Origin of the sequence: Microbacterium sp. SORGH_AS_0888, from assembly GCF_030818905.1 — a bacterium.
Classification (GTDB): Bacteria; Actinomycetota; Actinomycetes; order Actinomycetales; family Microbacteriaceae; genus Microbacterium.
In genome coordinates this window covers 1,170,439-1,194,541 of record NZ_JAUTAZ010000001.1, presented here as the reverse complement: position 1 = coordinate 1,194,541, position 24,103 = coordinate 1,170,439, and the positions used below count along the sequence as shown (strand labels likewise).

General features: G+C 67.4%; 17 protein-coding genes and 3 rRNA genes. 19 read left to right on the top strand and 1 reads right to left on the bottom strand.

Annotation, left to right across the window (positions count from 1 at the left end; translation table 11 throughout):
* Positions 1–2,619: 2,619 nt before the first annotated feature.
* The 7 genes from QE381_RS17815 to QE381_RS05890 all read left to right on the top strand — a co-directional run bounded on the left by QE381_RS17815 (position 2,620) and on the right by QE381_RS05890 (position 9,395).
* Positions 2,620–3,462, top strand: coding sequence for a substrate-binding domain-containing protein (locus QE381_RS17815; RefSeq protein ID WP_373426917.1), 843 nt, complete (start codon positions 2,620–2,622; stop codon positions 3,460–3,462).
* A 29-nt stretch (positions 3,463–3,491) separates the two neighbouring features.
* The gene (locus QE381_RS05915; RefSeq protein ID WP_307216334.1) at positions 3,492–4,544 is read left to right on the top strand and encodes a hypothetical protein; all 1,053 of its coding nucleotides are present in this window, start codon (positions 3,492–3,494) and stop codon (positions 4,542–4,544) included.
* Between the two features lie 146 nt (positions 4,545–4,690).
* A complete protein-coding gene (locus QE381_RS05910; protein WP_307216332.1) occupies positions 4,691–5,800 on the top strand; it encodes a hypothetical protein in 1,110 nt (369 codons plus the stop codon).
* Position 5,801: 1 nt separating this feature from the next.
* The gene (locus tag QE381_RS05905) at positions 5,802–6,530 is read left to right on the top strand and encodes a hypothetical protein (protein ID WP_307216330.1); all 729 of its coding nucleotides are present in this window, start codon (positions 5,802–5,804) and stop codon (positions 6,528–6,530) included.
* 137 nt (positions 6,531–6,667) lie between these two features.
* Entirely contained in the window at positions 6,668–7,498 is an 831-nt protein-coding gene (locus QE381_RS05900; RefSeq protein ID WP_307216328.1) for a sortase, read from the top strand.
* A 339-nt stretch (positions 7,499–7,837) separates the two neighbouring features.
* The gene (locus tag QE381_RS05895; protein WP_373426985.1) at positions 7,838–8,686 is read left to right on the top strand and encodes a phosphate ABC transporter ATP-binding protein; all 849 of its coding nucleotides are present in this window, start codon (positions 7,838–7,840) and stop codon (positions 8,684–8,686) included.
* A 70-nt stretch (positions 8,687–8,756) separates the two neighbouring features.
* The gene (locus tag QE381_RS05890; protein ID WP_307216326.1) at positions 8,757–9,395 is read left to right on the top strand and encodes a SatD family protein; all 639 of its coding nucleotides are present in this window, start codon (positions 8,757–8,759) and stop codon (positions 9,393–9,395) included.
* Between the two features lie 4 nt (positions 9,396–9,399).
* Here QE381_RS05890 and QE381_RS05885 read toward each other — a convergent pair whose 3' ends face one another.
* Positions 9,400–9,984, bottom strand: a complete 585-nt coding sequence (locus QE381_RS05885; protein ID WP_307216324.1) for a hypothetical protein — start codon at positions 9,982–9,984, stop codon at positions 9,400–9,402.
* Between the two features lie 72 nt (positions 9,985–10,056).
* On the opposite strand from QE381_RS05885, the gene tyrS reads away from it, so the two are divergent.
* From tyrS to recN, 12 genes are all read left to right on the top strand, one after another.
* Positions 10,057–11,379, top strand: a complete 1,323-nt coding sequence (gene tyrS, locus QE381_RS05880) for a tyrosine--tRNA ligase (protein ID WP_373426916.1) — start codon at positions 10,057–10,059, stop codon at positions 11,377–11,379.
* Between the two features lie 24 nt (positions 11,380–11,403).
* A complete protein-coding gene (locus tag QE381_RS05875; protein WP_307216322.1) occupies positions 11,404–12,207 on the top strand; it encodes a DUF4184 family protein in 804 nt (267 codons plus the stop codon).
* A 526-nt stretch (positions 12,208–12,733) separates the two neighbouring features.
* Positions 12,734–14,256: ribosomal RNA gene (locus QE381_RS05870) — 16S ribosomal RNA — on the top strand.
* A gap of 378 nt (positions 14,257–14,634) precedes the next feature.
* Positions 14,635–17,736, top strand: a 23S ribosomal RNA gene (locus QE381_RS05865).
* 107 nt (positions 17,737–17,843) lie between these two features.
* Positions 17,844–17,960, top strand: a 5S ribosomal RNA gene (gene rrf, locus QE381_RS05860).
* The 16S, 23S and 5S rRNA genes sit together here, the layout of an rRNA operon.
* A gap of 171 nt (positions 17,961–18,131) precedes the next feature.
* A complete protein-coding gene (locus QE381_RS05855; RefSeq protein ID WP_307216320.1) occupies positions 18,132–18,722 on the top strand; it encodes a hypothetical protein in 591 nt (196 codons plus the stop codon).
* Between the two features lie 47 nt (positions 18,723–18,769).
* A complete protein-coding gene (locus tag QE381_RS05850) occupies positions 18,770–19,471 on the top strand; it encodes a hypothetical protein (protein WP_307216318.1) in 702 nt (233 codons plus the stop codon).
* Positions 19,471–20,499: an HAD-IIA family hydrolase gene (locus tag QE381_RS05845; RefSeq protein ID WP_307220407.1), complete on the top strand. Its 1,029-nt coding sequence runs from the start codon at positions 19,471–19,473 to the stop codon at positions 20,497–20,499. The genes QE381_RS05850 and QE381_RS05845 overlap by 1 nt, the downstream gene beginning before the upstream one ends.
* 24 nt (positions 20,500–20,523) lie before the next feature.
* On the top strand, positions 20,524–20,676 hold the full coding sequence (locus QE381_RS05840) for a hypothetical protein (protein ID WP_307216317.1): 153 nt from the start codon (positions 20,524–20,526) through the stop codon (positions 20,674–20,676).
* The gene (locus tag QE381_RS05835; protein WP_307216315.1) at positions 20,673–21,473 is read left to right on the top strand and encodes a TlyA family RNA methyltransferase; all 801 of its coding nucleotides are present in this window, start codon (positions 20,673–20,675) and stop codon (positions 21,471–21,473) included. The genes QE381_RS05840 and QE381_RS05835 overlap by 4 nt, the downstream gene beginning before the upstream one ends.
* Positions 21,470–22,405: an NAD kinase gene (locus tag QE381_RS05830; RefSeq protein WP_307216313.1), complete on the top strand. Its 936-nt coding sequence runs from the start codon at positions 21,470–21,472 to the stop codon at positions 22,403–22,405. The genes QE381_RS05835 and QE381_RS05830 overlap by 4 nt, the downstream gene beginning before the upstream one ends.
* Positions 22,402–24,093, top strand: coding sequence for a DNA repair protein RecN (gene recN / locus QE381_RS05825; protein ID WP_307216311.1), 1,692 nt, complete (start codon positions 22,402–22,404; stop codon positions 24,091–24,093). The genes QE381_RS05830 and recN overlap by 4 nt, the downstream gene beginning before the upstream one ends.
* Positions 24,094–24,103 lie beyond the last annotated feature (10 nt).

Here is a 24,103-nt window from a genome sequence, read left to right as displayed (position 1 = left end):
ACTGGGCCAGTTCTCCGATGCCGAATCTCCGTGTGAAGGTGTCGCAGACCCGCAATCTGCTCGCTCAGGCGATCACGATCGACTGGAGCGGGGCCCCCGGCGGCTCTACGCGCCCCAGCGGTCAGACGGGTGGGGAGAGCTACCTGCAGATCATGCAGTGCTGGGGCAACGTCAAGATGTCCGACGGCACGCTCGGACCCGACCGGACGACGTGCCAGTTCGGCGGCTTTCTAACCCCGGGAGCGACCCGAGACCTCATCCGGGACAGCCCTTCGGACGTCGACCCCGCCGATCGGCTGTACACCACGACCGGCGCATCCGAGCACCCGTACACCGGCATCCCCTTCAAGGCGGCCGTGATCGATCCCGACACCGGGGCCAACACGGTGATCGAGAAGGTCGACGCCCAGGGCAGGCAGATCGCCGGCGTCGACCTCAACACGAACCAGTTCTTCACGAAGTACACGACGAACGAGATCCCGTGGGCGGGCTCCGCCGCGGACGGCACCGGATCGATCACCTTCGAGACCCAGACCGCCCTGCAGGCGCCGGGGCTCGGCTGCGGCGCGTCGGAGAGCGGCGCTGCCGCCTCGGGGACGGGGAAGCCCTGCTGGCTCGTCATCGTTCCCCGGGGCTCGGGCACCAACACCAGATCGCCGCTGTTCGCAGACGTCTGGCAACATCGACTCGCCGTACGACTCGACTTCCAGCCCGTGGGCGAGCACTGCGCGATTGGCGCCGTCGAGCAGCAGCTCGCGGGATCGGAGCTCGCTTCCGACGCGGTGTCGTCCTGGCAGCCCGCCCTGTGCGGCGCGGCAGGCGGAAACGCCTACACCCTGCTGACGACGACGGATGCGGACGCCGCGGCGTCCGCGAACACGATGCCCGACGCCCCGCTCGCCCTCACCTCCGGCGCGCTCGAGACGAGCGGCGGTGCCACGGACAACCTGACCTATGCGCCGATCGCCCTCACGGGCGTAGCGGTGACTTTCGCCATCGACCAGTTCCCGTCCTCGAACGCGCCGGCCCAGGCGCAGGCTCGGGCACGGCAGCCGCTGACGTCCATGAACCTCACGCCGCGGCTGCTGGCGAAGCTCCTCACGTCGTCGTACACGGGCTCGCTCCCGACGAACGCCCTGTATCTCGCCGGCAATCCTCGGAACCTGCTGTTCGATCCCGACTTCCTCGCCATCAACGACGCGGTGTGGCGTGATCAGGCGATCGTGAGTGCCTCCGTCTCGGATCTCATGGTGACGCAGGGGCGCTCCGGATACGCCGAGGCGATCTGGAAGTACATCCTCGCCGACGCCGACGCCCGCGCCTTCCTGTCCGGGACGCCAGACGAATGGGGGATGAAGGTCAATCCTTACGCCTCGACTGACGCCACCGTCAACCCGAACGGCTCTCCGTTGGACCTTCCGCGCTCGGACTTCCCGAAGGTCGATCCGAGCGAGCTGTACTCCGGTCAGCCGCAGGCGCTCAACTCCGTCACCTGGCGCCCGTTCATCTCCGACCTCGCGTCGGGCGCGTACCTGACCCTCCGGGGTGACGGTGTGACGTTGGGCGACTGGGACCCGACCGCCCAGCCGCCGCGGTACACGAAGAACCCCCGCAAGCTCGTGGGCGAGCGCAGCGTGATCGCGCTGACCGACACCTCCGCGGCGAGTCGCTACTCGACAGTGACGGCGGCGCTGCGCAACCCGGCCGGCTCCTACGTGACGCCGACGGCGGCCGCGCTGTCCGCAGCCGCCGCGGTGATGACCCCGGTCCCCGGACAGCCGCAGGTGGTGAGTTTCGACGCATCCTCCCGCGCCGCCGCCGATCGGACGTCCGCGGACGCGATGTCCGCGTATCCGCTCGCCATCCCGGTGTACGCGGCGACGAACGTCGCAGTGAACTCGGCCAGCGTTCGCAAGGGCTATAGCCGGTTCGTGCACTACGCCGTGAGCGACGGCCAGACGCCCGGCGCACAGGAGGGGCAGCTGCCGGCCGGCTATGCGCCGCTGCCGCAGAGCTGGCGCATGCAGGCCCTGGACGCGTCCGAGAAGATCGCCGACGGCGGCGTCGCCACCGGCTGCCGCCGCGGCAGCCGCGAGCGCGCCCGCCGCGGCGGTCCCGAAGCCCGCGGCGGCCGCTGCGGCCCCGGCGCCCGCTGCGGCCCGCGCCGACCCCGCCGCGTCCGGCGTATCCGCGAAGGCGCTCTCGTCCGGATCGACCCCGGCGGATCCCGACCTCGGGCCGCTCTCGAGTGCTCTGCCGCTCAGCGTGCTCGCCGGCGTGGCGGCGGCCGGTGCCGTTCCGTTCGTCGGCCGTCTGCGCCGCCCCTGACTCTTCCGACGCACCTTCCCAACCCGAAAGAAAGAGAAGCTCATGAAGTTCAAGCGGTTCGCCGCTGTCACCGCGGCGCTCGGCGTCATGGTGGCCGGTGGCATCGTGGCGAGCTCGGCCAACGCCGACGTCGTCTCCAACAGCTATGTCATGGTCGGTTCGGACACGCTCCAGGACGCGGCCAACGCCCTCGCAAACGGAACCACGATCACCGGACCGCGCGTCCGCGTGACCGCTTCCGGCGAGACCATCGGATCCTTCAATGCCTTCCCCAGCACGGGCACGGGCAGCATGATCCAGACCAAGCCCACGGGTCCGTACTTCCTCCGCCCCTCGGGATCGGGCAACGGTGTCACCGCTCTGCGTGCCTCCATCACCGGGGCAGCGTGGAACGGTGCGACGATCACCGGTCAGATCGACATCGCCCGGTCCTCCAGCGGTGCCGGCAGCAACGCCAACGCGGACGGCAAGCTCGCCTACATCCCCTTCGGCCGTGACGCGGTCGCCTACATCTACACGGGCGGCACCTCGGCGTGGGCCAACCTCACGCCCGCGCAGCTGAAGCAGGTCTACGAGGGCACGCTCACCTCGATCGACGGTGTCGCGGTCACTCCGCGTCTGCCGCAGGTCGGCTCGGGAACCCGTTCGTTCTTCCTCTCCGCGATCGGCAGCCCCGCCCTGCCTGCGGGCTTCGACAGCGGCAACACGACGGCGGAGAACGACGCCACCGTGCTCGGGGCGAACCAGATCATCCCCTTCTCCGTGGCGAGCTGGACGGCCCAGTCCACCGGCGCCGCGCCGTCCACTCTGGGCGGTGCCTCGGTGAGCCTCGGCAGCCCTGTCTCGGGCGTGGCGCCGGTCTCGGGCGCCGGCACCTCGACGGTGCCCAACTCGGCCTACTACGCGAACACCACGTTCGGTCGCGACACCTATCTCGTCGTCGAGCGCGCGCGCATCACCTCGGGCGATGCGAAGTACGACCCCACCCTGGCCGCGCTGGTGAACTCCAGCCTCGGAACCAGCCTCACCAACTTCACCGCCACGCTGTCCGGCTCGCCGCGCCGCGTGAAGGAGAAGTTCGGCTTCCTGGCCCCGTCATCGACGGCGCCCATCTACGCCTTCGCCACCCTGTGATCCCGCATCGGATAAGGAACAGAACTGACATGAAGATCTCCCTCAAGAAGGCCGCCGCCGCGGTGCTCGCCGTCTCGGTGGGCCTCGGTGCGGCTGGTCTCAGCGCCACGGCGGCCAACGCCGCCGTGGGCGACTGGACCCCCGATGGCACGCCCGAGCCCTACTTCCTCTACTCGCTGGACACGGGCGCGGTGGTCCCCTCCGGCACGCAGCTCGAGTACACCTCCGGGCTCGTCGCCGCCCCGTCGCCGACCGATCCCGACCAGCGTTTCGCCGATGCTCCGTCCGACGCGACGTCGACGTACATCTTCATCGCCCCTTACGGTGGCGAGTCGACGATCTCGCAGTGGCTGTCCAAGGTCGACATCGGCTTCGAGCCCGGCACCAAGCGCGCCTACCAGCCGACCGCCCAGCTCTCGCAGTTCCCGGCCAGCACCTTCGGCGCGGTCAAGGCCGCCGGCGGCGACTACAGCCTGGGCATCGCGTACACCAAGAACAACGGCGTGACGTTCGTCGGTCTCGGCGCGTTCGTCCACGTCCACATCACCGCGGGCAGCGGCGCGTGGACGTACGACTACCCGACCGCGATCGCGCCGCAGCCTGCGGCGGACACCACGGGCGACATCGCGCTGAGCGCGCCCGTCGTCCTGCCGCCCGACGGCGCGCTCTCGCTGACGGTCCCCTCGGGCGCGACCGCTGCGCTCGGGAGCGCGACGATCGCCAATGGTCAGTCGACCGCGACCGGCACGCTGCCCACCTTCTCCGTGAACGACAAGCGCTACTCCGCGAAGCCGGGCTGGACCGTCAACGCGTCGGTCGCCCAGTTCGCGAGCGGCAGCAACGTGTTCAATCCGAACGCGCTGTCGATCGTCCCGGCCATCGTGTCCGGCTCGACCGCACCCGGTGTCACGACAGTCGCCTCGCTCGTCGGCTCGACCACCGCCGCCAAGTTCGCCGAGGCGGCGGCAGGAGCCGGTGTCGGCGTGACCAACCTGAACGCTGCGCTGACCCTGGCCGCTCCGGTGGGCACTCCGGCGGGCACCTACACCTCGACGATGACGGTCACCGTCGTCTCGAAGTGATCCTGGGGGAGGGGCGGAGGTGCAGCCGTCCCTCCCCGTCGGCCGTGCCCGGGCGCAGCCCGGGCACGGCATCCCGCCGTGCGTGCGTCGCCGGCAGTTCACGTCTCGGACGCATCCGGGACAGCCCGATGTGGAGTAAATAGTCCGTGTTCACGACCCGCCCCCGAACGGGCCTTCTTCGCGCGCGCTTCCTCTCGATCGCGCTGGTGACGGCCGTGCTGAGCGCGTTCGCCCTGGGGGTGATGCCGCCCGATCCCGCCCATGCGGACGAGACGGAGTCGATCGCCGGCGCGCCGTGCGGTGACGCCGGGCAAGCCGACGGCCGCTCGCGCTTCACCTACCAGGCAGAGCCCGGCCAGGTGGTGACCGACTGCTACCTCGTGGAGAACACCGGCACGACGCCGCAGCGGGTCACGGTGTACGCGACCGATGCGTTCAACACAGAAGACGGCGACTTCGCCCTGCTGGACTCTGCTGCCGCTCCCACGGATGCGGGATCGTGGATCGCGCTGGAGGACGGGTCTGCCCGGATGCAGTTCGACCTCGGCCCCGGCGAGAGCCGGCCCGTGCGCTTCACCCTCGCCGTCCCCGACAACGCGCGACCCGGCGACCACGTCGGCGGCCTCATCGTCTCGGCGCAGTCGCCGTCGAACCAGATCCTCGTCGACCGTCGCGTAGGCACCCGCCTCTACACGCGCGTCGCCGGCGATCTGCAGTCGCTCCTCAGCATCACGGGGATGACCGCGACCTACAACCCGAGCCTGAACCCCTTCGACGGCACGACGTCGGTGACGCTCACCGTCACCAATCAGGGCAACGTCGCTCTCGCACCCTCTCTCGTGCTCGCGGTGAAGAGCTTCTTCGGCTCCGAGCTCACCGAACGCAGGCTCGAGATCCTCGACGAGATGCTCCCCGGCGCCTCCCGGACGGTCACGTACGATCTCGGCCCGGTGGGACAGTACGTGTACGTCTCGCCCATCGTGTCCCTGTACTCGCGCGGCGATCAGACGGGCGCTGCCGGTGCGGTCCCCGACGCGCCGCAGGTCGACCGAGAGGTCGGCGTCTGGGCGATCCCCTGGGTTCTCGTCGGCGTGCTCGTCCTGGTGGCGGGGTTCTTCCTCTACCGGCGCTGGCGCCGCCGCAGCGACGAGATGCGTGCAGCCGAATGGATGGCGTTCACGCAGGCGGAGGCGCGTCGTGCCGCCGCCGCGGAACGCGCCCCCGCCCGGGTCGGCGGCCCCCGTTCGGGAGACTGAGATGGGAACGCGAGCGATGCGGGTCTGGATGCGGCTGTTGGTGACCGCCGCCGTAGCCCTCGCGGCGGCGACATCCGTCGTGGCCCCGGCGGTGGCCGACGACGGACAGCCCGGATCCGACATCGGCGTCGGGATCTGGGTTCCGGTCCTGCCGACGCACGCGAAGACGCCCCCGCCCGCGGCGTCCGGCGGCGCGGGCGCTGGTGCGGCGGCCTCTGCGCCCAGTTCCGTCATCACTCAGACCCAGAACACGCCGGGGCCCGGCGACATGGTCATCGCGGGCGGTCTGTACCTCAGCGATGTGAACGCCGCATCGCGGCCGACGCTGAATCCCCTCGAGGGCAGGACCGAGCTGTGGTTCACGGTGCGCAACCTGTCGACCGACACCGTCGATGCGACGTCGGACTTCTCGCTCGCGACGTTCTACGGAGAGCGCATCGACGGCGCACGCGTGGACGTCTCGGCGTTGAGGCCGGGAGAGACGCGGGTCGTCGGCACGACGCTGCAGGGAAGCGGTCAGTGGCCGTTCGTCATCGGACGGGTGACACTCGATCCGCCCGACACGATCGGCGGGCAGAAGACGGCGCCGGTGAGTCGTGCGACGGTGGTCTACGTCTTCCCGTGGCTCCTCGCGATCGTTGCGGTGCTCCTGGCGCTCGCGGTGGTGCTGCGCAAGCTGTCCGCCAGCGTCCTGGGCGCCACCACGGTCCCGGCGGCGAGCAACGCATGAGTCTTGACACTCGGGACCCGGAGTCCCGGTCACCCGCGGGTGCCGTCTCGCCCTCGCTCACGTCGCAGGGTCGGTCCCCGCGGCCGCCGCGGCGCCCGCCGGCGTTACCGAGACCGCCCCTGACGAAGCAGCAGGCCGTGACCCGCGGCATCCTGCTGCTCCTCGCCTCGCTCGTGGTGATGTTCCTCCTGTCGATCCTGGTCTTCGGGCACGTGTCGTACCGCGCTGCTCAGCAGCAGCTGGAGGATCGCTTCGCCGCGGAGCTCGGAAGCGGGACCGCCCCCGTCAGCGAGGGCGACTTCGAAGACACACTGCTCCCGGACGGCGCGCCGGTCGCGATGCTCAGCATTCCGTCGATCGGCCTCTACGACGTCGTCGTGGAAGGCACCTCGTCGGCGGTGCTGATGAAAGGTCCGGGTCACCGCAGGGACTCGGTGCTCCCCGGACAGGCGGGAGTGAGCGTGGTCATGGGAAGAGCGCTGGCCTACGGCGGCCCGTTCGGCGGGATCAGCGGACTGACGCCGGGCGAGCGTTTCAGCGTGATCACCGGCCAGGGCGAGCAGGTCTTCGAGGTCATGGGTACGCGGTACGCGGGCGACCCCGCGCCCGCCGCGCTCGCGTCCGGCGAGAGCAGGCTCATCCTCATGACCGCCCGCGGCGGCCCGCTCGCGCCGGTGGGTGTGGAGTACCTGGACGCGAAGCTCGTCGGAAAGGCGCAGCCGCAAGGAGCGCGGCAGACAACCGGGGTCTCGCTCCCGCCTGAGGACAGACCCCTGGCGACCGACACTCGCACTGTCTGGGCGTTGGTGTTCGCCCTGCAGTTCCTGGTCGCCGCGGAGATCGGCGCGATCTGGTCCCTGCGCCGGTTCGGCTGGCCCCAGACCTGGATCGTCTTCGTGCCCCTCCTGCTGCTTGCGAGCCTGGTGACCTCGTCCCAGGTCGCGGTCCTCCTTCCCAACCTGATCTGAATCGGAGCTTCCATGTCGATGTCCCAGAACCGGGATGAGTCGGCCGATGAGACCATCACCGAGGTGGTCTCGAGGGTCGGGTCCGAAGCCGAGTATCCACCACAGGCGGAGTGGGAAGCACCCGGTGTGCCCCTCACGGCTCCGTTCGAACCCGTCCTAGGGACATCCTTCGAGTCCATGCCCGGCGTCGTCCCTCCTTCCGCCTCGGAGCCCTCGCTCGCCTCGTCGCGGCGTGCGCAGCGTCCGAAGGGCCACCGCTTCCTCGGCCGTGCGATGAGGCGTCGCGAGGGCACGGGGAACCCGACGGCGTCGGCTGTGGTGTTCACGGGCAGCGCGAGCATGGACGCCGAGCATCGTGCGACGCCTGAGGTGGACGCGTCGGGCGGTCTCGCTGGCCTCGGTGTCGCCTCTGACCCAGCATCGCTGGACGCACGGCTGATCTCGGCCTGGTTCGGCGAGCATCAGGTGTTGCAGGACGTGTCGCTGCGGATGCCGGCTGGTCAGGTGACGGCGCTCATCGGCCCGTCGGGGTGTGGCAAGTCGACCTTTCTCCGCATCCTCAACCGCATGCACGAGCTGGTGCCGTCGGCGACCCTCGCCGGGGAGGTGCTGCTGGACGGCGATGACATCTATGAGGCGACGTTGCCGGTGGTCGAGGCCCGTAAGAAGATCGGCATGGTCTTCCAGAAGCCCAACCCCTTCCCGGCGATGTCGATCTACGACAACGTGCTCGCCGGGCTCGCCCTCACCGGCATCCGGGCGGACCGCGACCGCAAGGACCACCTGGTCGAGACCTGCTTGACCAAAGCCGGGCTGTGGAACGAGCTCAAAGATCGCCTCCGAGCGCCGGGAGGCGGTCTCTCGGGCGGCCAGCAGCAGCGTTTGTGCATCGCTCGCTCGCTCGCGGTGCGACCTCGGGTGCTGTTGATGGATGAACCGTGCTCGGCTCTCGACCCGACCTCGACGCGCGTGATCGAGGAGACGATGGGGGAGCTCGCGCGAGAGGTCACGATCGTGATCGTGACCCACAACATGCAGCAGGCGCAGCGCGTGTCGCAGCAGTGCGCGTTCTTCCTGGCCTCGCAGGGCCAGCCCGGGCACATCGTGGAGCACGGCGACACGGATGCCATGTTCAGCGAGCCCATTGACCCTCGTACCTACGACTATGTCAACGGGCGTTTCGGATAGCCGACGATGCAAATATCAGTAAATGCCTAATTTAGTCCAAATATAAGTAAATAGCTGATACCATGACGACATGGTCGCCGCCATCACCGCCGACATCATCGGCTCCCGCGAACTCGAGGACCGCGCTGCCGCGCAGACCGCGATCGAGCAGGCTGTCGCCCGGGTCGAAGCAGACGCGCCGAGCGCCGTTCGCCCGTTGACGGCTACCGTGGGCGACGAGCTCCAGGGTGTGTACCCCACGCTCGAGGCGGGACTCGCCGCCGTCTTGCTGCTGCGTCTCGCTCTCCCCGACGGGGTGGACTGCCGCTTCGGGATCGGGGTGGGCGAGATCGGCACCGTGCCCTCGGCATCCGGCGACATCGCGGAAGGCCCCGGATGGTGGGCGGCGCGCGAGGCCATCGACGCCCTTCACGCGCGACAGGTGCGCGCCATGCCGCACGCACGCACCTGGATCGCCGCCGCGCCGGGCGCGGACGAGCCGATCCGGGATGCGGTGCGCCTGGCCAACGCCTACGTCTGGGCGCGCGACGAGCTCGTCACCGCGATGAGCGCACGCACGCGGCGTCTCGTCTACGGGCGCTGCCTCGGCCATCCGCAGCGCCGGCTCGCCCAGCAGGAAGGCATCACCCAGTCGGCCGTCTCCCAGGCGCTCACGAGCGCCGGGGCATCCGTCGTCGTCGCCGGCTACCTCCAGCTCAGACCGAAGTGACGCTTCACCAGAGGGCGAGCCGTACGAGCGCACCCACGAGGCAGGCCCAGAGCAGGCTCGCGAGGGTGCCCACGATGAACCGCTCGCGCGCCGCGGCGGAGGCCAGCTCCGAGAAGCGGCCGATGCCCTTCACGGCCACGACCACCGCGATCGCCTCGGGGTAGCCCGCGATGATCGCCACGACGACCGACAGCCGTTCGAGGTATCCGATCACGGCGCCCCCGCGCATGACCTCCTGCGGGTCGGCGTCCGCACGGGACTCGAACACGAGGATGCCGCCGGCGGTGCCTTCGCGCACCTGGCCGCGCGTGGCGATCGTGAGGATGCGCCGCGTCATCGGATCGCCGCCGATCACGGCGACGGCCACCCCGAGCACAGCCAGGATCACGCCGAACATCGGTGCGGCGTTCTCCGGGACGACGACCACGGTCATCAGGCACAGCACGACGAGAGCCGCGGCGACGCCGAGCGGCAGGTTGGCCGGCTTGCGCAGGCTCACGGTCACCAGGATCAGCGCTGCGCAGAGCGCGAGGAACAGCGCGATCGAGACGATCGCCGTCACGAGGGCATCCGGGGTGAACGTCAGCATGCGTCCAGTGTGGCATCGGCCTCCGACGCGGCCGCCGGAGCGCTGCGGAGTCCCGCTGATATCGTGGGACGCGTGTCTACGCCCGTCGTGAGCGCGACCGCCCCCGCCAACGATCCCACGTTCGAGAACGTCTGGGATGAGCTGGTCTGGCGCGGACTCGTGCATGTGTCCACCGACCCCGAGGCGCTGCGCGCTCTCCTGGCCGGAGACCCGATCACGTATTACTGCGGTTTCGACCCCACGGCCCCGAGCCTCCACCTGGGAAACCTCGTCCAGCTGCTGACTCTGCGCCGTCTTCAGCTCGCCGGGCATCGTCCCCTGGGACTCGTCGGGGGCTCGACCGGTCTCATCGGCGACCCGCGTCCGACGGCGGAGCGCACGCTCAACACCCGCGAGACGGTCGAGCAGTGGGTGGACCGTCTCCGCGCCCAGGTCGAGACCTACCTCAGCTTCGAGGGCGACAACGCCGCCCGCATCGTCAACAACCTCGACTGGACCGCCCCGCTGTCGGCCATCGACTTCCTGCGCGAGATCGGCAAGCACTACCGTGTCGGGACGATGCTGAAGAAGGATGCGGTCGCCGCACGCCTGAACTCCGAGGCGGGGATCAGCTACACCGAGTTCAGCTACCAGATCCTCCAGGGGCTCGACTTCCTCGAGCTCTACCGCGAGTACGGGTGCGTGCTGCAGACCGGCGGCTCGGACCAGTGGGGCAACCTCACCAGCGGCACCGACCTCATCCACCGCGTGGAGGGCGCCTCGGTCCACGCGATCGGGACCCCGCTGATCACCAACAGCGACGGAACCAAGTTCGGCAAGAGCGAGGGCAACGCGATCTGGCTCGACCCGGAGATGTGCAGCCCCTACCGCATGTACCAGTTCTGGCTGGGCACCACGGATGCCGACGTGATCGATCGACTCAAGGTGTTCACGTTCCTCACCCGTGAGGAGATCGAGGACTACGCCCGACAGGTCGAGGCCGAGCCGTTCCGGCGGGCGGCCCAGCGTCGCCTCGCGCTCGAGGTGACCGCGACCGTGCACGGCGCCGAGGCGACCGCGTCGGTGATCGCGGCATCCGAGGCGCTGTTCGGTCGTGGCGACCTGCGCACTCTCGATGCATTGGCGCTGCGTTCCGCGCTCGAGGAGCTCCCGCACGCCGAGGTGTCGCTCGAGACGACGGTCGCGCAGGCGCTCGTGGAGACCGAGCTGGTCGCCTCCCTCTCGGAGGCACGCCGCGCGATCGCGCAGGGCGGCGTCACCCTCGACGGCGAGAAGGTCGACGACGAGGGCGCTCTCGTGACCGGAGCGCTGCCCGGCGGCGTGTCCGTGCTGCGTCGCGGCAAGAAGACCTTGGCCGGCCTGTTCGTGTCGCCGGGAGCCGGCGCCGGTCGCTAGCGGCAACGACTGAGGAGGCTGCCGATGCCGTTCACCCCGAGCCACGCGGTCGTCGCGCTGCCGTTCGTGCGCACACCGCTCGTTCCTGCGGCGATCGCGGTCGGGGCGATGACTCCGGATCTGCCCCTGTTCGTGCGCGGCACGCTGTTCGACTATGCCGTCAGCCACTCGTTCGTGTGGATGCCGGTGACGGTCATGGTCGCCCTCGTGCTGCTGCTCGTGTGGCGGTGCGTGCTGCGTCCGGCGGCGACCGAGCTCGCGCCGCGGTGGCTCGCCGCCAGACTGCCGAGGGCGTGGGATGCGGGTGCTGCTCGCGGTGCGCACGAGACGTTCGCGCGTCGCGGCAGCACGGTGGTCTCTACCGGGGGAGTGGCGCTGCTGGTCGTGTCGCTCGCCCTCGGGGCGGCCTCGCACATCGCGTGGGACCTGTTCACCCACGAAGGACGGTGGGGAACCGTGATCCTTCCGGTGCTCGATCGTCCGTGGGGACCCTTCACCGGCTACAAGTGGCTGCAGCACGGCTCCAGCGCGGCCGGACTCGGCGTGCTGGGCGTCTGGGGGATCCTGTGGCTCCGCCGTGCCCCGGCTCGACGCGTCGCACGGATCGTGCCGGATGCGGTGCGGCTGCTGTGGTGGGCATCGCTGCCCGCCGCTCTGCTCGCCGCGGCCATCGGCGGGTACGTCGCCCTGGGGCCGTTCTCGCCGGAGTTCACTCCGGCCCACCTCGGCTACGCGGTGCTGCCCCCTGCCTGCGCGGCGTGGGGGGTCGTCACGGTCGTGCTGTGTCTGCTCGTGCAGCGCGCACGCGGGCGTGTGGCGAGCCCGTGACGCGCGACACGCCCGGGGTCCGATGCGGATTTGCCGACGGGCGCGGTGTCACGTAAGTTATTACTTGTTCGCCCCACAGGGAGAGCGGTGAGGCCGAGAGCCTGCGCCCCCTCAAGCGGAGAACGAATCCCCATCCGATCGAGTCGCTCGCTTGCATGAGTGTGCGTCTGGGATATAAGATGGGGGTCTTGGCTCGTGAGGGCCGGATCTGGGACCACTGCATCGATACGTCGAGGCGAAGCGCCGATCCGATACCTCGTTCGAGACAGGATGTAGTGAGGTTGCCCAGCGGTGATGGTCGTGAGACTTGATGGTTGGAGCGTCCGTTCCTTGAGAACTCAACAGCGTGCACTTGTCAAATGCCAATTTTACCTCGTCCTGGCCTTTTTGGTTGGGTTGAGATTCCTTTGGATCAAAGTCCTCCTTCTTTGTGGGGGAGGCGTTTGGATCGTCAGTTTTGATGGTTCAGCTTTGGTCAGATTGAACTCGCTGCATTGTCGTTTTCCCGATGGTGTGGCTTTTTTCTTTTACGGAGAGTTTGATCCTGGCTCAGGATGAACGCTGGCGGCGTGCTTAACACATGCAAGTCGAACGATGAAGGGGTGCTTGCACCTTGGATTAGTGGCGAACGGGTGAGTAACACGTGAGCAATCTGCCCCTGACTCTGGGATAAGCGCTGGAAACGGCGTCTAATACTGGATATGCACCAGGGCCGCATGGTCATTGGTGGGAAAGATTTTTTGGTCAGGGATGAGCTCGCGGCCTATCAGCTTGTTGGTGAGGTAATGGCTCACCAAGGCGTCGACGGGTAGCCGGCCTGAGAGGGTGACCGGCCACACTGGGACTGAGACACGGCCCAGACTCCTACGGGAGGCAGCAGTGGGGAATATTGCACAATGGGCGGAAGCCTGATGCAGCAACGCCGCGTGAGGGATGACGGCCTTCGGGTTGTAAACCTCTTTTAGCAGGGAAGAAGCGTGAGTGACGGTACCTGCAGAAAAAGCGCCGGCTAACTACGTGCCAGCAGCCGCGGTAATACGTAGGGCGCAAGCGTTATCCGGAATTATTGGGCGTAAAGAGCTCGTAGGCGGTTTGTCGCGTCTGCTGTGAAATCCCGAGGCTCAACCTCGGGTCTGCAGTGGGTACGGGCAGACTAGAGTGCGGTAGGGGAGATTGGAATTCCTGGTGTAGCGGTGGAATGCGCAGATATCAGGAGGAACACCGATGGCGAAGGCAGATCTCTGGGCCGTAACTGACGCTGAGGAGCGAAAGGGTGGGGAGCAAACAGGCTTAGATACCCTGGTAGTCCACCCCGTAAACGTTGGGAACTAGTTGTGGGGTCCATTCCACGGATTCCGTGACGCAGCTAACGCATTAAGTTCCCCGCCTGGGGAGTACGGCCGCAAGGCTAAAACTCAAAGGAATTGACGGGGACCCGCACAAGCGGCGGAGCATGCGGATTAATTCGATGCAACGCGAAGAACCTTACCAAGGCTTGACATACACCAGAACACCGTAGAAATACGGGACTCTTTGGACACTGGTGAACAGGTGGTGCATGGTTGTCGTCAGCTCGTGTCGTGAGATGTTGGGTTAAGTCCCGCAACGAGCGCAACCCTCGTTCTATGTTGCCAGCACGTTATGGTGGGAACTCATGGGATACTGCCGGGGTCAACTCGGAGGAAGGTGGGGATGACGTCAAATCATCATGCCCCTTATGTCTTGGGCTTCACGCATGCTACAATGGCCGGTACAAAGGGCTGCAATACCGTGAGGTGGAGCGAATCCCAAAAAGCCGGTCCCAGTTCGGATTGAGGTCTGCAACTCGACCTCATGAAGTCGGAGTCGCTAGTAATCGCAGATCAGCAACGCTGCGGTGAATACGTTCCCGGGTCTTGTACACACCGCCCGTCAAGTCATGAAAGTCGGTAACACCTGAAGCCGGTGGCCTAACCCTTGTGGAGGGAGCCGTCGAAGGTGGGATCGGTAATTAGGACTAAGTCGTAACAAGGTAGCCGTACCGGAAGGTGCGGCTGGATCACCTCCTTTCTAAGGAGCATCTGACTCTTCGGAGTCCAGAACCCAGGTCGAAGGCGTATGTTCTTCGCTGGGAGCTCATGGGTGGAACATTTGACATGCCGTCAGCGCGGTTGACTCCAGTTAGTACGGTCTTCGGATCGGGAACGGTGGGGGATGCAAGCGGGCGGCTGCACGCTGTTGGGTCCTGAGGGACCGGGCCGGCCTTTTGGTCGAACTGGGACTTCTGGGCCTTTTCTTGTCTCCTGTTTTTGGGGGGTGGGGGAGGGTACCGCCCGTACTTTGAGAACTACACAGTGGACGCGAGCATCTTCGAGATGATTTTTCATCTCGTGAAGATGATCTTAAAGATCATTAGTCAATTTCGATTGACGATTCGAACTCATGTGATTTCAAGTCTTTAAGAGCAAACGGTGGATGCCTTGGCATCTGGAGCCGAAGAAGGACGTAGCAATCTGCGATAAGCCTCGGGGAACTGATAAGCAAGTTTTGATCCGAGGGTGTCCGAATGGGGAAACCCCGCCAGGGCGCGTGCGTACCTGGTGACTCCCGTCTGAATATATAGGGCGGGTAGAGGGAACGTGGGGAAGTGAAACATCTCAGTACCCACAGGAAGAGAAAGCAACCGCGATTCCGTGAGTAGTGGCGAGCGAAACCGGAACAGGCTAAACCTAGCGTGTGTGATAGCCGGCAGGTGTTGCACGTTGGGGGTTGTGGGACTTTTCTGATCATTCTGCCGAGTGGTCGGCGTTACAAGAAGGTATAGACGAACTGGTTTGAAAGCCAGGTCATAGAGGGTGCCAACCCCGTAGTCGAAATGCTTCTCTTGGCGTGAAGAGTATCCCAAGTAGCACGGGGCCCGAGAAATCCCGTGTGAATCTGTCAGGACCACCTGATAAGCCTAAATACTCCCAGATGACCGATAGCGGACAAGTACCGTGAGGGAAAGGTGAAAAGTACCCCGGGAGGGGAGTGAAATAGTACCTGAAACCGTTTGCTTACAAACCGTTGGAGCCTCCTTGGTAGGGGTGACAGCGTGCCTTTTGAAGAATGAGCCTGCGAGTTAGCGATACGTGGCGAGGTTAACCCGTGTGGGGTAGCCGTAGCGAAAGCGAGTCTGAATAGGGCGATTGAGTCGCGTGTCCTAGACCCGAAGCGAAGTGATCTATCCATGGCCAGGCTGAAGCGACGGTAAGACGTCGTGGAGGGCCGAACCCACTTAGGTTGAAAACTGAGGGGATGAGCTGTGGATAGGGGTGAAAGGCCAATCAAACTTCGTGATAGCTGGTTCTCTCCGAAATGCATTTAGGTGCAGCGTTGCGTGTTTCTTGCCGGAGGTAGAGCTACTGGATGGCCGATGGGCCCTACAAGGTTACTGACGTCAGCTAAACTCCGAATGCCGGTAAGTGAGAGCGCAGCAGTGAGACTGTGGGGGATAAGCTTCATAGTCGAGAGGGAAACAACCCAGACCACCAACTAAGGTCCCTAAGCGCGTGCTAAGTGGGAAAGGATGTGGAGTTGCTTAGACAACCAGGAGGTTGGCTTAGAAGCAGCCACCCTTGAAAGAGTGCGTAATAGCTCACTGGTCAAGTGATTCCGCGCCGACAATGTAACGGGGCTCAAGCACGCCACCGAAGTTGTGGCATTGACATTTTTGGTAGGCCTTCGTGGTCCAGCCGTGTTGATGGGTAGGAGAGCGTCGTGTCGCGAGTGAAGCGGCGGGGTGACCCAGCCGTGGACGCGACACGAGTGAGAATGCAGGCATGAGTAGCGAAAGACGTGTGAGAAACACGTCCTCCGAAAGACCAAGGGTTCCAGGGTCAAGCTAATCTTCCCTGGGTAAGTCGGGACCTAAGGCGAGGCCGACAGGCGTAGTCGATGGACAACGGGTTGATATTCCCGTACCGGCGAAGAACCGCCCAAGCTAATCCAGTGGTGCTAAGTGCCCGAATCCAGTGGCTCAACCCTTCGGGGAGCGGCTGTTGGGCTAGCGCATGACCCCATGCTGGTGCGGTTAGCGTATTAACAGGTGTGACGCAGGAAGGTAGCCCAAGCCAGGCGATGGTTGTCCTGGTGCAAGTGCGTAGGCTGAGTGATAGGCAAATCCGTCACTCGTGAAGGCTGAGACACGATGCGGATGAAAAGTGGGTGATCCTATGCTGCCGAGAAAAGCATCGACGCGAGGTTCTAGCCGCCCGTACCCCAAACCGACTCAGGTGGTCAGGTAGAGAATACCGAGGAGATCGAGAGAATCGTGGTTAAGGAACTCGGCAAAATGCCCCCGTAACTTCGGGAGAAGGGGGGCCATCCACTTATACGGACGTGCTCCGAAAAGGGTGTGGTGGCCGCAGAGACTAGTGGGTAGCGACTGTTTACTAAAAACACAGGTCCGTGCCAAGTCGCAAGACGATGTATACGGACTGACGCCTGCCCGGTGCTGGAAGGTTAAGAGGAGGGGTTAGCGTAAGCGAAGCTCCGAATTTAAGCCCCAGTAAACGGCGGTGGTAACTATAACCATCCTAAGGTAGCGAAATTCCTTGTCGGGTAAGTTCCGACCTGCACGAATGGCGTAACGACTTCCCAACTGTCTCAACCGCGAACTCGGCGAAATTGCATTACGAGTAAAGATGCTCGTTACGCGCAGCAGGACGGAAAGACCCCGTGACCTTTACTACAGCTTGGTATTGGTGTTCGGTGTGGCTTGTGTAGGATAGGTGGGAGACGGTGAAGCATGGACGCCAGTTCGTGTGGAGTCATTGTTGAAATACCACTCTGGTCACTCTGGATATCTAACTTCGGACCGTAATCCGGTTCAGGGACAGTGCCTGGTGGGTAGTTTAACTGGGGCGGTTGCCTCCCAAAAAGTAACGGAGGCGCCCAAAGGTTCCCTCAACCTGGTTGGCAATCAGGTGTCGAGTGTAAGTGCACAAGGGAGCTTGACTGTGAGACTGACAGGTCGAGCAGGGACGAAAGTCGGGACTAGTGATCCGGCAGTGGCTTGTGGAAGCGCTGTCGCTCAACGGATAAAAGGTACCTCGGGGATAACAGGCTGATCTTGCCCAAGAGTCCATATCGACGGCATGGTTTGGCACCTCGATGTCGGCTCGTCGCATCCTGGGGCTGGAGTAGGTCCCAAGGGTTGGGCTGTTCGCCCATTAAAGCGGTACGCGAGCTGGGTTTAGAACGTCGTGAGACAGTTCGGTCCCTATCCGCTGCGCGCGTAGGAAGTTTGAGAGGATCTGACCCTAGTACGAGAGGACCGGGTTGGACGAACCTCTGGTGTGTCAGTTGTTCCGCCAGGAGCACCGCTGATTAGCTACGTTCGGGATGGATAACCGCTGAAAGCATCTAAGCGGGAAGCCGGCCTCAAGATGAGACTTCCATACCTTCGGGTGAGAGGCTCCCAGCCAGACTACTGGGTTGATAGGCGAGATGTGGAAGCGCAGTAATGCGTGCAGCTGACTCGTACTAATAAGCCGATGACTTGATAACACACCGTTCTAGGTGCCCGCGTCCACTGAGTGGTTCTCGATGTACGGTCGAGAACCACACGACAAACGACTTTTGTTGTGTGTTTTTGGTTGAAACATCAATAGTGTTTCGGCGGCCATAGCGAGAGGGAAACGCCCGGTCCCATTCCGAACCCGGAAGCTAAGCCTCTCAGCGCCGATGGTACTGCAGGGGGGACCCTGTGGGAGAGTAGGACACCGCCGGACTTCTTTCAGGAAATGGCCACCCAACGCAGGGTGGCCATTCCCCGTTAACAGACCATGGAGGAGTCGAGATGAGCGATCGTTCCGCAGACGGCGACAACGCGCCCGAGGGGCGGCGTCCGCCGCGCTCTCAGGACCGCTCCAGCTCGGCTCGTCCCGACAGGGCGTCGTCGCGTGACGGACGTGACGGACGTCCCGCCCGCGACGGCGCGTCGCATCGCCAGGGCGGTCCCCGTCGCGAGGGTGGTCCGCGCCGCGACGCCGCCCCGCGTCGTGACGACCGGCCGCGCCGCGACGACGCGCCTCGCGGCGGCGGCGCTGCGCGCTACGGCGGCGGCTCCCGGCAGGATGGTGCTCCTCGTCGTGATGGCGTTGCCGGTCGTGACGGCGGGTACCGCAGGGACGGTGCTGCTCGTCGTGATGGCGCGCCGCGCGGGGATGGTGCTCCTCGTCGTGATGGTGCTGCCGGTCGTGACGGCGGGTACCGCAGGGACGGTGCTGCTCGTCGTGATGGCGCGCCGCGCAGGGATGGTGCTCCTCGTCGTGATGGCGCCCCGCGCCGCGACGGCGGCCCGCGCTATGACGGCGCCGGGCGCCGCGACGGCGGGCTCCAGCGCGGGGGCGACCGCCGCCCGTCGCGCGACGGCGGACGCACGTCGCGACCGCCGCGCGGTTCGGAGGAGAGGGTCGCACGCAACGCGGACCCCGTTCTCCCCGACGAGATCACGGCGCGCGACCTGCACCCGAGCGCCCGCAACGAGCTGAAGACGCTCAGCAAGGAGAATGCGGATTCCGTCGCGCGTCACCTTGCCATGGCCGCCCGCCTGATCGACACGGATCCGACGCTGGCGCACGCGCATGCGCAGGCCGCCGTCCGCCGTGCCGGCCGTGTGGCGGTCGTCCGCGAGTCGGCGGCGATCACCGCCTACGCGATCGGAGACTACGCGCTCGCTCTGCGTGAGCTGCGCACCTATCGCCGCATCTCGGGACGCGACGACCAGATCGCCCTGATCGTCGACAGCGAGCGGGGCGTCGGACGCCCCGACCGTGCGATCGAGGAGGGGCGTGCCGTCGACCGGTCGACGCTGCCGCCGGCGGCTCGCGCCCAGCTCGCGATCGCGCTCTCCGGTGCCCGCCTCGACCTCGGGGAGCCCGAGCGCGCGCTCCGCGAGCTCGACATCCCCGAGCTGGACCCTGACAACGCGTTCGAGTGGAGCGCCGATCTGTTCGCCGCCCGCGCCGCCGTGCTCGACGAGCTCGGGCGCTCCGCCGAGGCGGCCGAGTGGGCGCGCCGCGCCGAGATCGCTGCCGAGGTCTGGGCGCAGGCACTCGGTGTGGGGGAGGACGAGGAGATCCTCGTCGAGGAGGAGTTCCTCGACGATCCCGAGCTCTCCGCGGACCCCGAGGCAGACGCCATGGGGCATCCGACCGCCGAGGGCACGCCGGACGCGCCTCCCGAGGCCGCGGACGAGCCCGCGTCCACCGAGGGTGAGGATCGGGAGGGCGAGGAGTGATCGGACTCCGTTCGCGTTCGCGCACACCGCTCGACGGTGTCGACGTCGTCCTCGCCGACCTCGACGGCGTCGTGTACGCCGGTGCCGGCGCGCTGCCGCACGCGGTCGAGAGCCTCAACCGAGCGGGCGAGTCCCGTCGACTCGGCTACATCACCAACAATGCGTCGCGGACGGATGCGTCCGTCGCCGCCCACCTGCGCGAGCTCGGGCTGACGGTCGCCCCGGAGGACGTCGTCACGAGCCCGCAGGCCGCCATGCGACTGCTGGCCGACCGCATCCCCGCCGGATCACGCGTGCTGGTCGTCGGCGGCGAGGGGCTCGTCGTCGAGGTCGAGAAGGCCGGATTCACGGTCGTCCGCAGCGCGGACGACGATCCCGCGGCGGTCGTCCAGGGATTCGCGCCCCACGTCGCGTGGACGGATCTGGCCGAGGCCGCGTTCGCGCTGAAGACGCCCGAGGAAGAGGGCGGCGTCCCCTGGATCGCGACCAACACCGACTGGACGATCCCGCAGGCCCGCGGCATCGCGCCCGGAAACGGGACGCTCGTCTCGGCCGTGCACACCGCGGTCGGCCGCCTCGCGACGGTCGCGGGGAAGCCAGAGACGCCGATCTTCCGCGAAGCGGTCGCGCGCTTCGACGCGCAGCATCCGCTCTTCATCGGAGACCGTCTCGACACCGACATCGCCGGCGCGCAGGCCGCCGGGATGGAGTCGGCACTCGTGCTCACCGGAATCGATCGCCCCAAGCACGTCCTGGCGGCACCGCCGACCTCGCGTCCGACCTACATCCTCTCCGACCTCCGCGAGCTGTTCGAGCCCTACCCCGCGGTCAAGGTCAAAGGCGATGTGACGACGGTGGGATCGGCGGCGGTGCGCATCGACGGCGCCGACGTCGTCATCCTCAGCGCGGGGGAGCGGCCCGTCGACCTCGTCCGCGCGGGCGCGGCGGCGATCTGGGCCACCGGCCGACAGATCTTCGGATTCCGCGTTCCCGAGGCGCTCTACGCCGATCCGTTCCACCGCGTCTGAGGCCGGTCCGCGTATCCTGGGCGCATGCCAGGTGAGGATGCGGTGAACGCCGCGGACGGACTGCTGCCCACTCTCGAGGTCATCGAGCAGCAGCCCCTCCCGCAGCGGGCTGCGGCCTATGCGGCGCTGCTCGACGACCTCTCGCGGCGCCTCGAGTCCGCGCCGCCCACCGCATGACCGAGCGGCTCGACGCGGCCCTCGCCTCCCGCGGGCTCGCCCGCTCCCGAACACATGCGGCTGCGCTGGTGGCCGGAGGCCTCGTGAGCGTCGACGGACGACCCGTCGTCAAACCCTCCGTCCGCGTCGCAGTCGACGCCCGGCTGGAGGTCGCCGGCGCCGACCACTACGTCAGCCGTGCCGCGCACAAGCTGCTCGCCGCGCTCGACGGCTTCGGCATCGAGGTCGACGGTCGCACCGCGCTCGACATGGGCGCATCGACCGGAGGTTTCACGCAGGTCCTCCGAGAGCGCGGTGCCGCTCCCGTGATCGCGATCGACGTCGGACACGGCCAGCTCGCCCCGGAGATCGCCCGCGACCCCGGCGTCGTCGCGATCGAGGGGATGAACGTGCGCTACCTCACTCCCGAGTCGCTGCGTGCAGCCAGCGGCGTGGACGCGGCGCCCGGCGTCGTCGTGGGCGACCTGTCGTTCATCTCGCTCGTGCACGTGCTCCCGGCCGTACGTGCGGTCGCCGCCCCTGCTGCGGAGATCGTCCTTCTGGTCAAGCCGCAGTTCGAGGTCGGGCGCACGGCCGTGCGCGGCGGTCTCGTGACCGAGCCGCCGCTGCGCGCGGAGGCCGTCGAGACCGTGCTCTGGGCCGCGTGGGATCAGGGGCTGCGCACCCGCGGCCTGCTGCCCTCGCCGCTGCCCGGCACGCACGGCAATCGGGAGTACCTGGTCCGGCTGGCCGCCGAGGACGGCGAGTCTCCGACAGAATGGATGGCAGAGATCCAGCGCATGACGGGAGACGGATGAGCGACGGGGAGCGACACATCCTCGTCGTCGCGCATGCCTACCGGGAGGACACCGTCGAGGCGGCGCAGCGGGTGATCGCCGCGCTCCAGGCCGCCGGCGCCACGCCGGTGCTCGCGATCGAGGATCGCAGCGAGCTGCTGCCGTTCCTGCCCGAGGTCTCCCAGCTGCCCGCTCTCGGCGCCGACGTGCCGCTCGACGACGTCGAGCTGGCGATCGTTCTCGGTGGCGACGGCACGATCCTGCGAGCGGCCGAGCTCGTCCGGGGTGCCGCAGCTCCCGTGCTCGGCATCAACATGGGCCATGTCGGCTTCCTCGCCGAGAGCGAGCGCGACGACATGGACGCCGCCGTCGACCGCGTCATCACGCGCGACTACCGGGTGGAGGAGCGTCTGGCGCTCTCGGTCCGGGTCAAGGACGTCTCCGGCACCGTCATCTACGAGACCTGGGCGTTGAACGAGGCCACGGTCGAGAAGGCGAGCCGCGAACGCATGCTCGAGGTCGTGATCGAGATCGACGCGCGTCCGCTGTCCAGCTTCGGCTGCGACGGCGTGGTGGTGTCGACGCCGACGGGCTCCACGGCATACAACTTCTCGGCCGGTGGACCGGTCATCTGGCCCACGGTCGAGGCCATGGCGGTCGTGCCGCTGTCGGCGCACGCCCTGTTCGCCAAACCGCTCGTGGTCGGGCCCGAGGCGGCCGTCGCGATCGAGGTGCTCGCGCGCAACGCGGGAACCGGCATCCTCTGGTGCGACGGTCGGCGCTCCCACGAGCTGCCGCCCGGCGCGCGGGTGGTCGTCCGGCGCTCGACGCGGCCCGTCCGGCTGGCCCGCCTGCATCCGCCGGCTTTCACCGAGCGGCTCGTGCAGAAGTTCCACCTGCCCGTCTCCGGCTGGCGCGGTCCGGACAGCACCTCGATCGGCGGACCCTCGTGATCGAGGAGATGCGCTTGCGCGACCTGGGTGTGATCGCGGACGCGACCCTGCCCCTCGGCCGCGGCTTCACCGCCATCACCGGGGAGACCGGTGCCGGCAAGACCATGGTCGTTGCGGGCCTGGGACTGCTGCTCGGTCAGCGGGCCGACTCCGGGGCGGTGCGTGCGGGCGCCGCGCAGGCCGCTGTCGAGGGCACCTGGATCGTGCCGGCAGAGGGGCCCGTCGCCGACCGCGTGACGGAGGCGGGCGGCGATCTGGAGCCGCTCGGCGACGGACGCGCCGAGCTCTTCCTCGGGCGAACGCTGAGCGCGGAGGGGCGCAGCCGCGCGACCGTCGGAGGACGCACGGCTCCCGCTGGTGTCCTCGCGGATCTCGCCGACCACCTCATCGTCGTACACGGTCAGTCCGACCAGCTGCGGTTGCGCTCGGCCGCCGCCCAGCGCGACGCGCTCGACCGTTTCGCGGGCGCCCCGGTCGCGGACGCCCTCGCCGCCTACACCGCCGCCTTCGACCGCGCCCGGTCGATCGACGTCGAGCTCTCGGAGCTCGTGCGGACCCGAGACGAACGCGCCCGCGAGGCGGCGGATCTGCGCGCGGCTCTCGCGGAGATCGAGGCCGCCGACCCGCAGCCGGGAGAGGACGCCGAGCTCGCCCTGCGCGCCGAGCGCCTCGGAAACCTCGAGCAGCTGCGGATGGCCGCCGCGACCGCCCATGACGCGCTGTCGAACGAGGACGACGCCCCCGACGCGGCCACGCTCCTCGCGGAGGCCCGCCGCTCGCTCGAGCGCGGCGGTGATCCGGCGCTCACGACGTTCGCCGCCGAGGCCGAGGAGCTCGGCTACCGCGTCGCCGAGCTCGCGGCATCCGTGGCCGGCTACCTCGCCGATCTCGACGACGCCGGTCCCGCCGAGCTGGCCGCGGTCGAGGAGCGCCGAGCCGTGCTGGCGGCGCTGGTCCGTGCACACGGCAGCCTCGACGCGGCCCTCGACCTCGCGCGCGACGGCGGGCTGCGTCTGCTCGAGCTCGACGACGACGGCTCGCGCATCGAGCGGCTCGAACAGGAGCGGGATGCCGCCGCGGCCGTCCTGGACGAGACCGCCGCCGCGCTCACGGCCGCTCGGACCGAGGCCGCCGCACGCCTTGCGACCGCGGTCACGCAGGAGCTGCGTGCCCTGGCGCTGCCGGATGCGCGTGTCGAGGTCGCCGTGACCGCGACCTCGGCCACGGCGACGGGGAGGGACGAGGTCGCGATCCTCCTCGCGCCGCACCCGGGCGCGGAGCCACGACCGGTGGCGCGGAGCGCGTCCGGCGGCGAGCTCAGCCGCGTCATGCTCGCGATCGAGGTCGTGATCGCCGCGGGCGACCCCGTTCCCACGTTCGTGTTCGACGAGGTCGACGCGGGCATCGGCGGTGCCGCGGCGATCGAGGTCGGCCGGCGCCTGGCGACCCTCGCCCGCAGCGCGCAGGTCATCGTCGTCACCCATCTCGCTCAGGTCGCCGCGTTCGCCGACAACCACCTGCGCGTCGTCAAGGCGAACGACGGGTCGGTGACCGCCTCCAGTGTGCAGACACTCGACGGCGCCGACCGCGAGGCCGAGATGGCCCGTCTGCTCTCCGGGATGCCGGATTCCGAGGTCGCGCTCGAACACGCCCGTGAACTGCTCGCGCTCGCCCGACCCGCCCACTGATAGGATGGAA

What these genes read in the sequence shown, in the direction of transcription:
- QE381_RS17815 (WP_373426917.1), top strand. Translation starts at nt 2,620, where the DNA reads ATGATCCAGACCAAGCCCACGGGTCCGTACTTCCTCCGCCCCTCGGGA.
- QE381_RS05915 (WP_307216334.1), top strand. Translation starts at nt 3,492, where the DNA reads ATGAAGATCTCCCTCAAGAAGGCCGCCGCCGCGGTGCTCGCCGTCTCG.
- QE381_RS05905 (WP_307216330.1), top strand. Translation starts at nt 5,802, where the DNA reads ATGGGAACGCGAGCGATGCGGGTCTGGATGCGGCTGTTGGTGACCGCC.
- QE381_RS05895 (WP_373426985.1), top strand. Translation starts at nt 7,838, where the DNA reads ATGGACGCCGAGCATCGTGCGACGCCTGAGGTGGACGCGTCGGGCGGT.
- QE381_RS05890 (WP_307216326.1), top strand. Translation starts at nt 8,757, where the DNA reads ATGGTCGCCGCCATCACCGCCGACATCATCGGCTCCCGCGAACTCGAG.
- QE381_RS05885 (WP_307216324.1), bottom strand. Translation starts at nt 9,984, where the DNA reads ATGCTGACGTTCACCCCGGATGCCCTCGTGACGGCGATCGTCTCGATC.
- QE381_RS05875 (WP_307216322.1), top strand. Translation starts at nt 11,404, where the DNA reads ATGCCGTTCACCCCGAGCCACGCGGTCGTCGCGCTGCCGTTCGTGCGC.
- QE381_RS05850 (WP_307216318.1), top strand. Translation starts at nt 18,770, where the DNA reads ATGGCCGCCCGCCTGATCGACACGGATCCGACGCTGGCGCACGCGCAT.
- QE381_RS05840 (WP_307216317.1), top strand. Translation starts at nt 20,524, where the DNA reads ATGCCAGGTGAGGATGCGGTGAACGCCGCGGACGGACTGCTGCCCACT.
- QE381_RS05835 (WP_307216315.1), top strand. Translation starts at nt 20,673, where the DNA reads ATGACCGAGCGGCTCGACGCGGCCCTCGCCTCCCGCGGGCTCGCCCGC.
- QE381_RS05830 (WP_307216313.1), top strand. Translation starts at nt 21,470, where the DNA reads ATGAGCGACGGGGAGCGACACATCCTCGTCGTCGCGCATGCCTACCGG.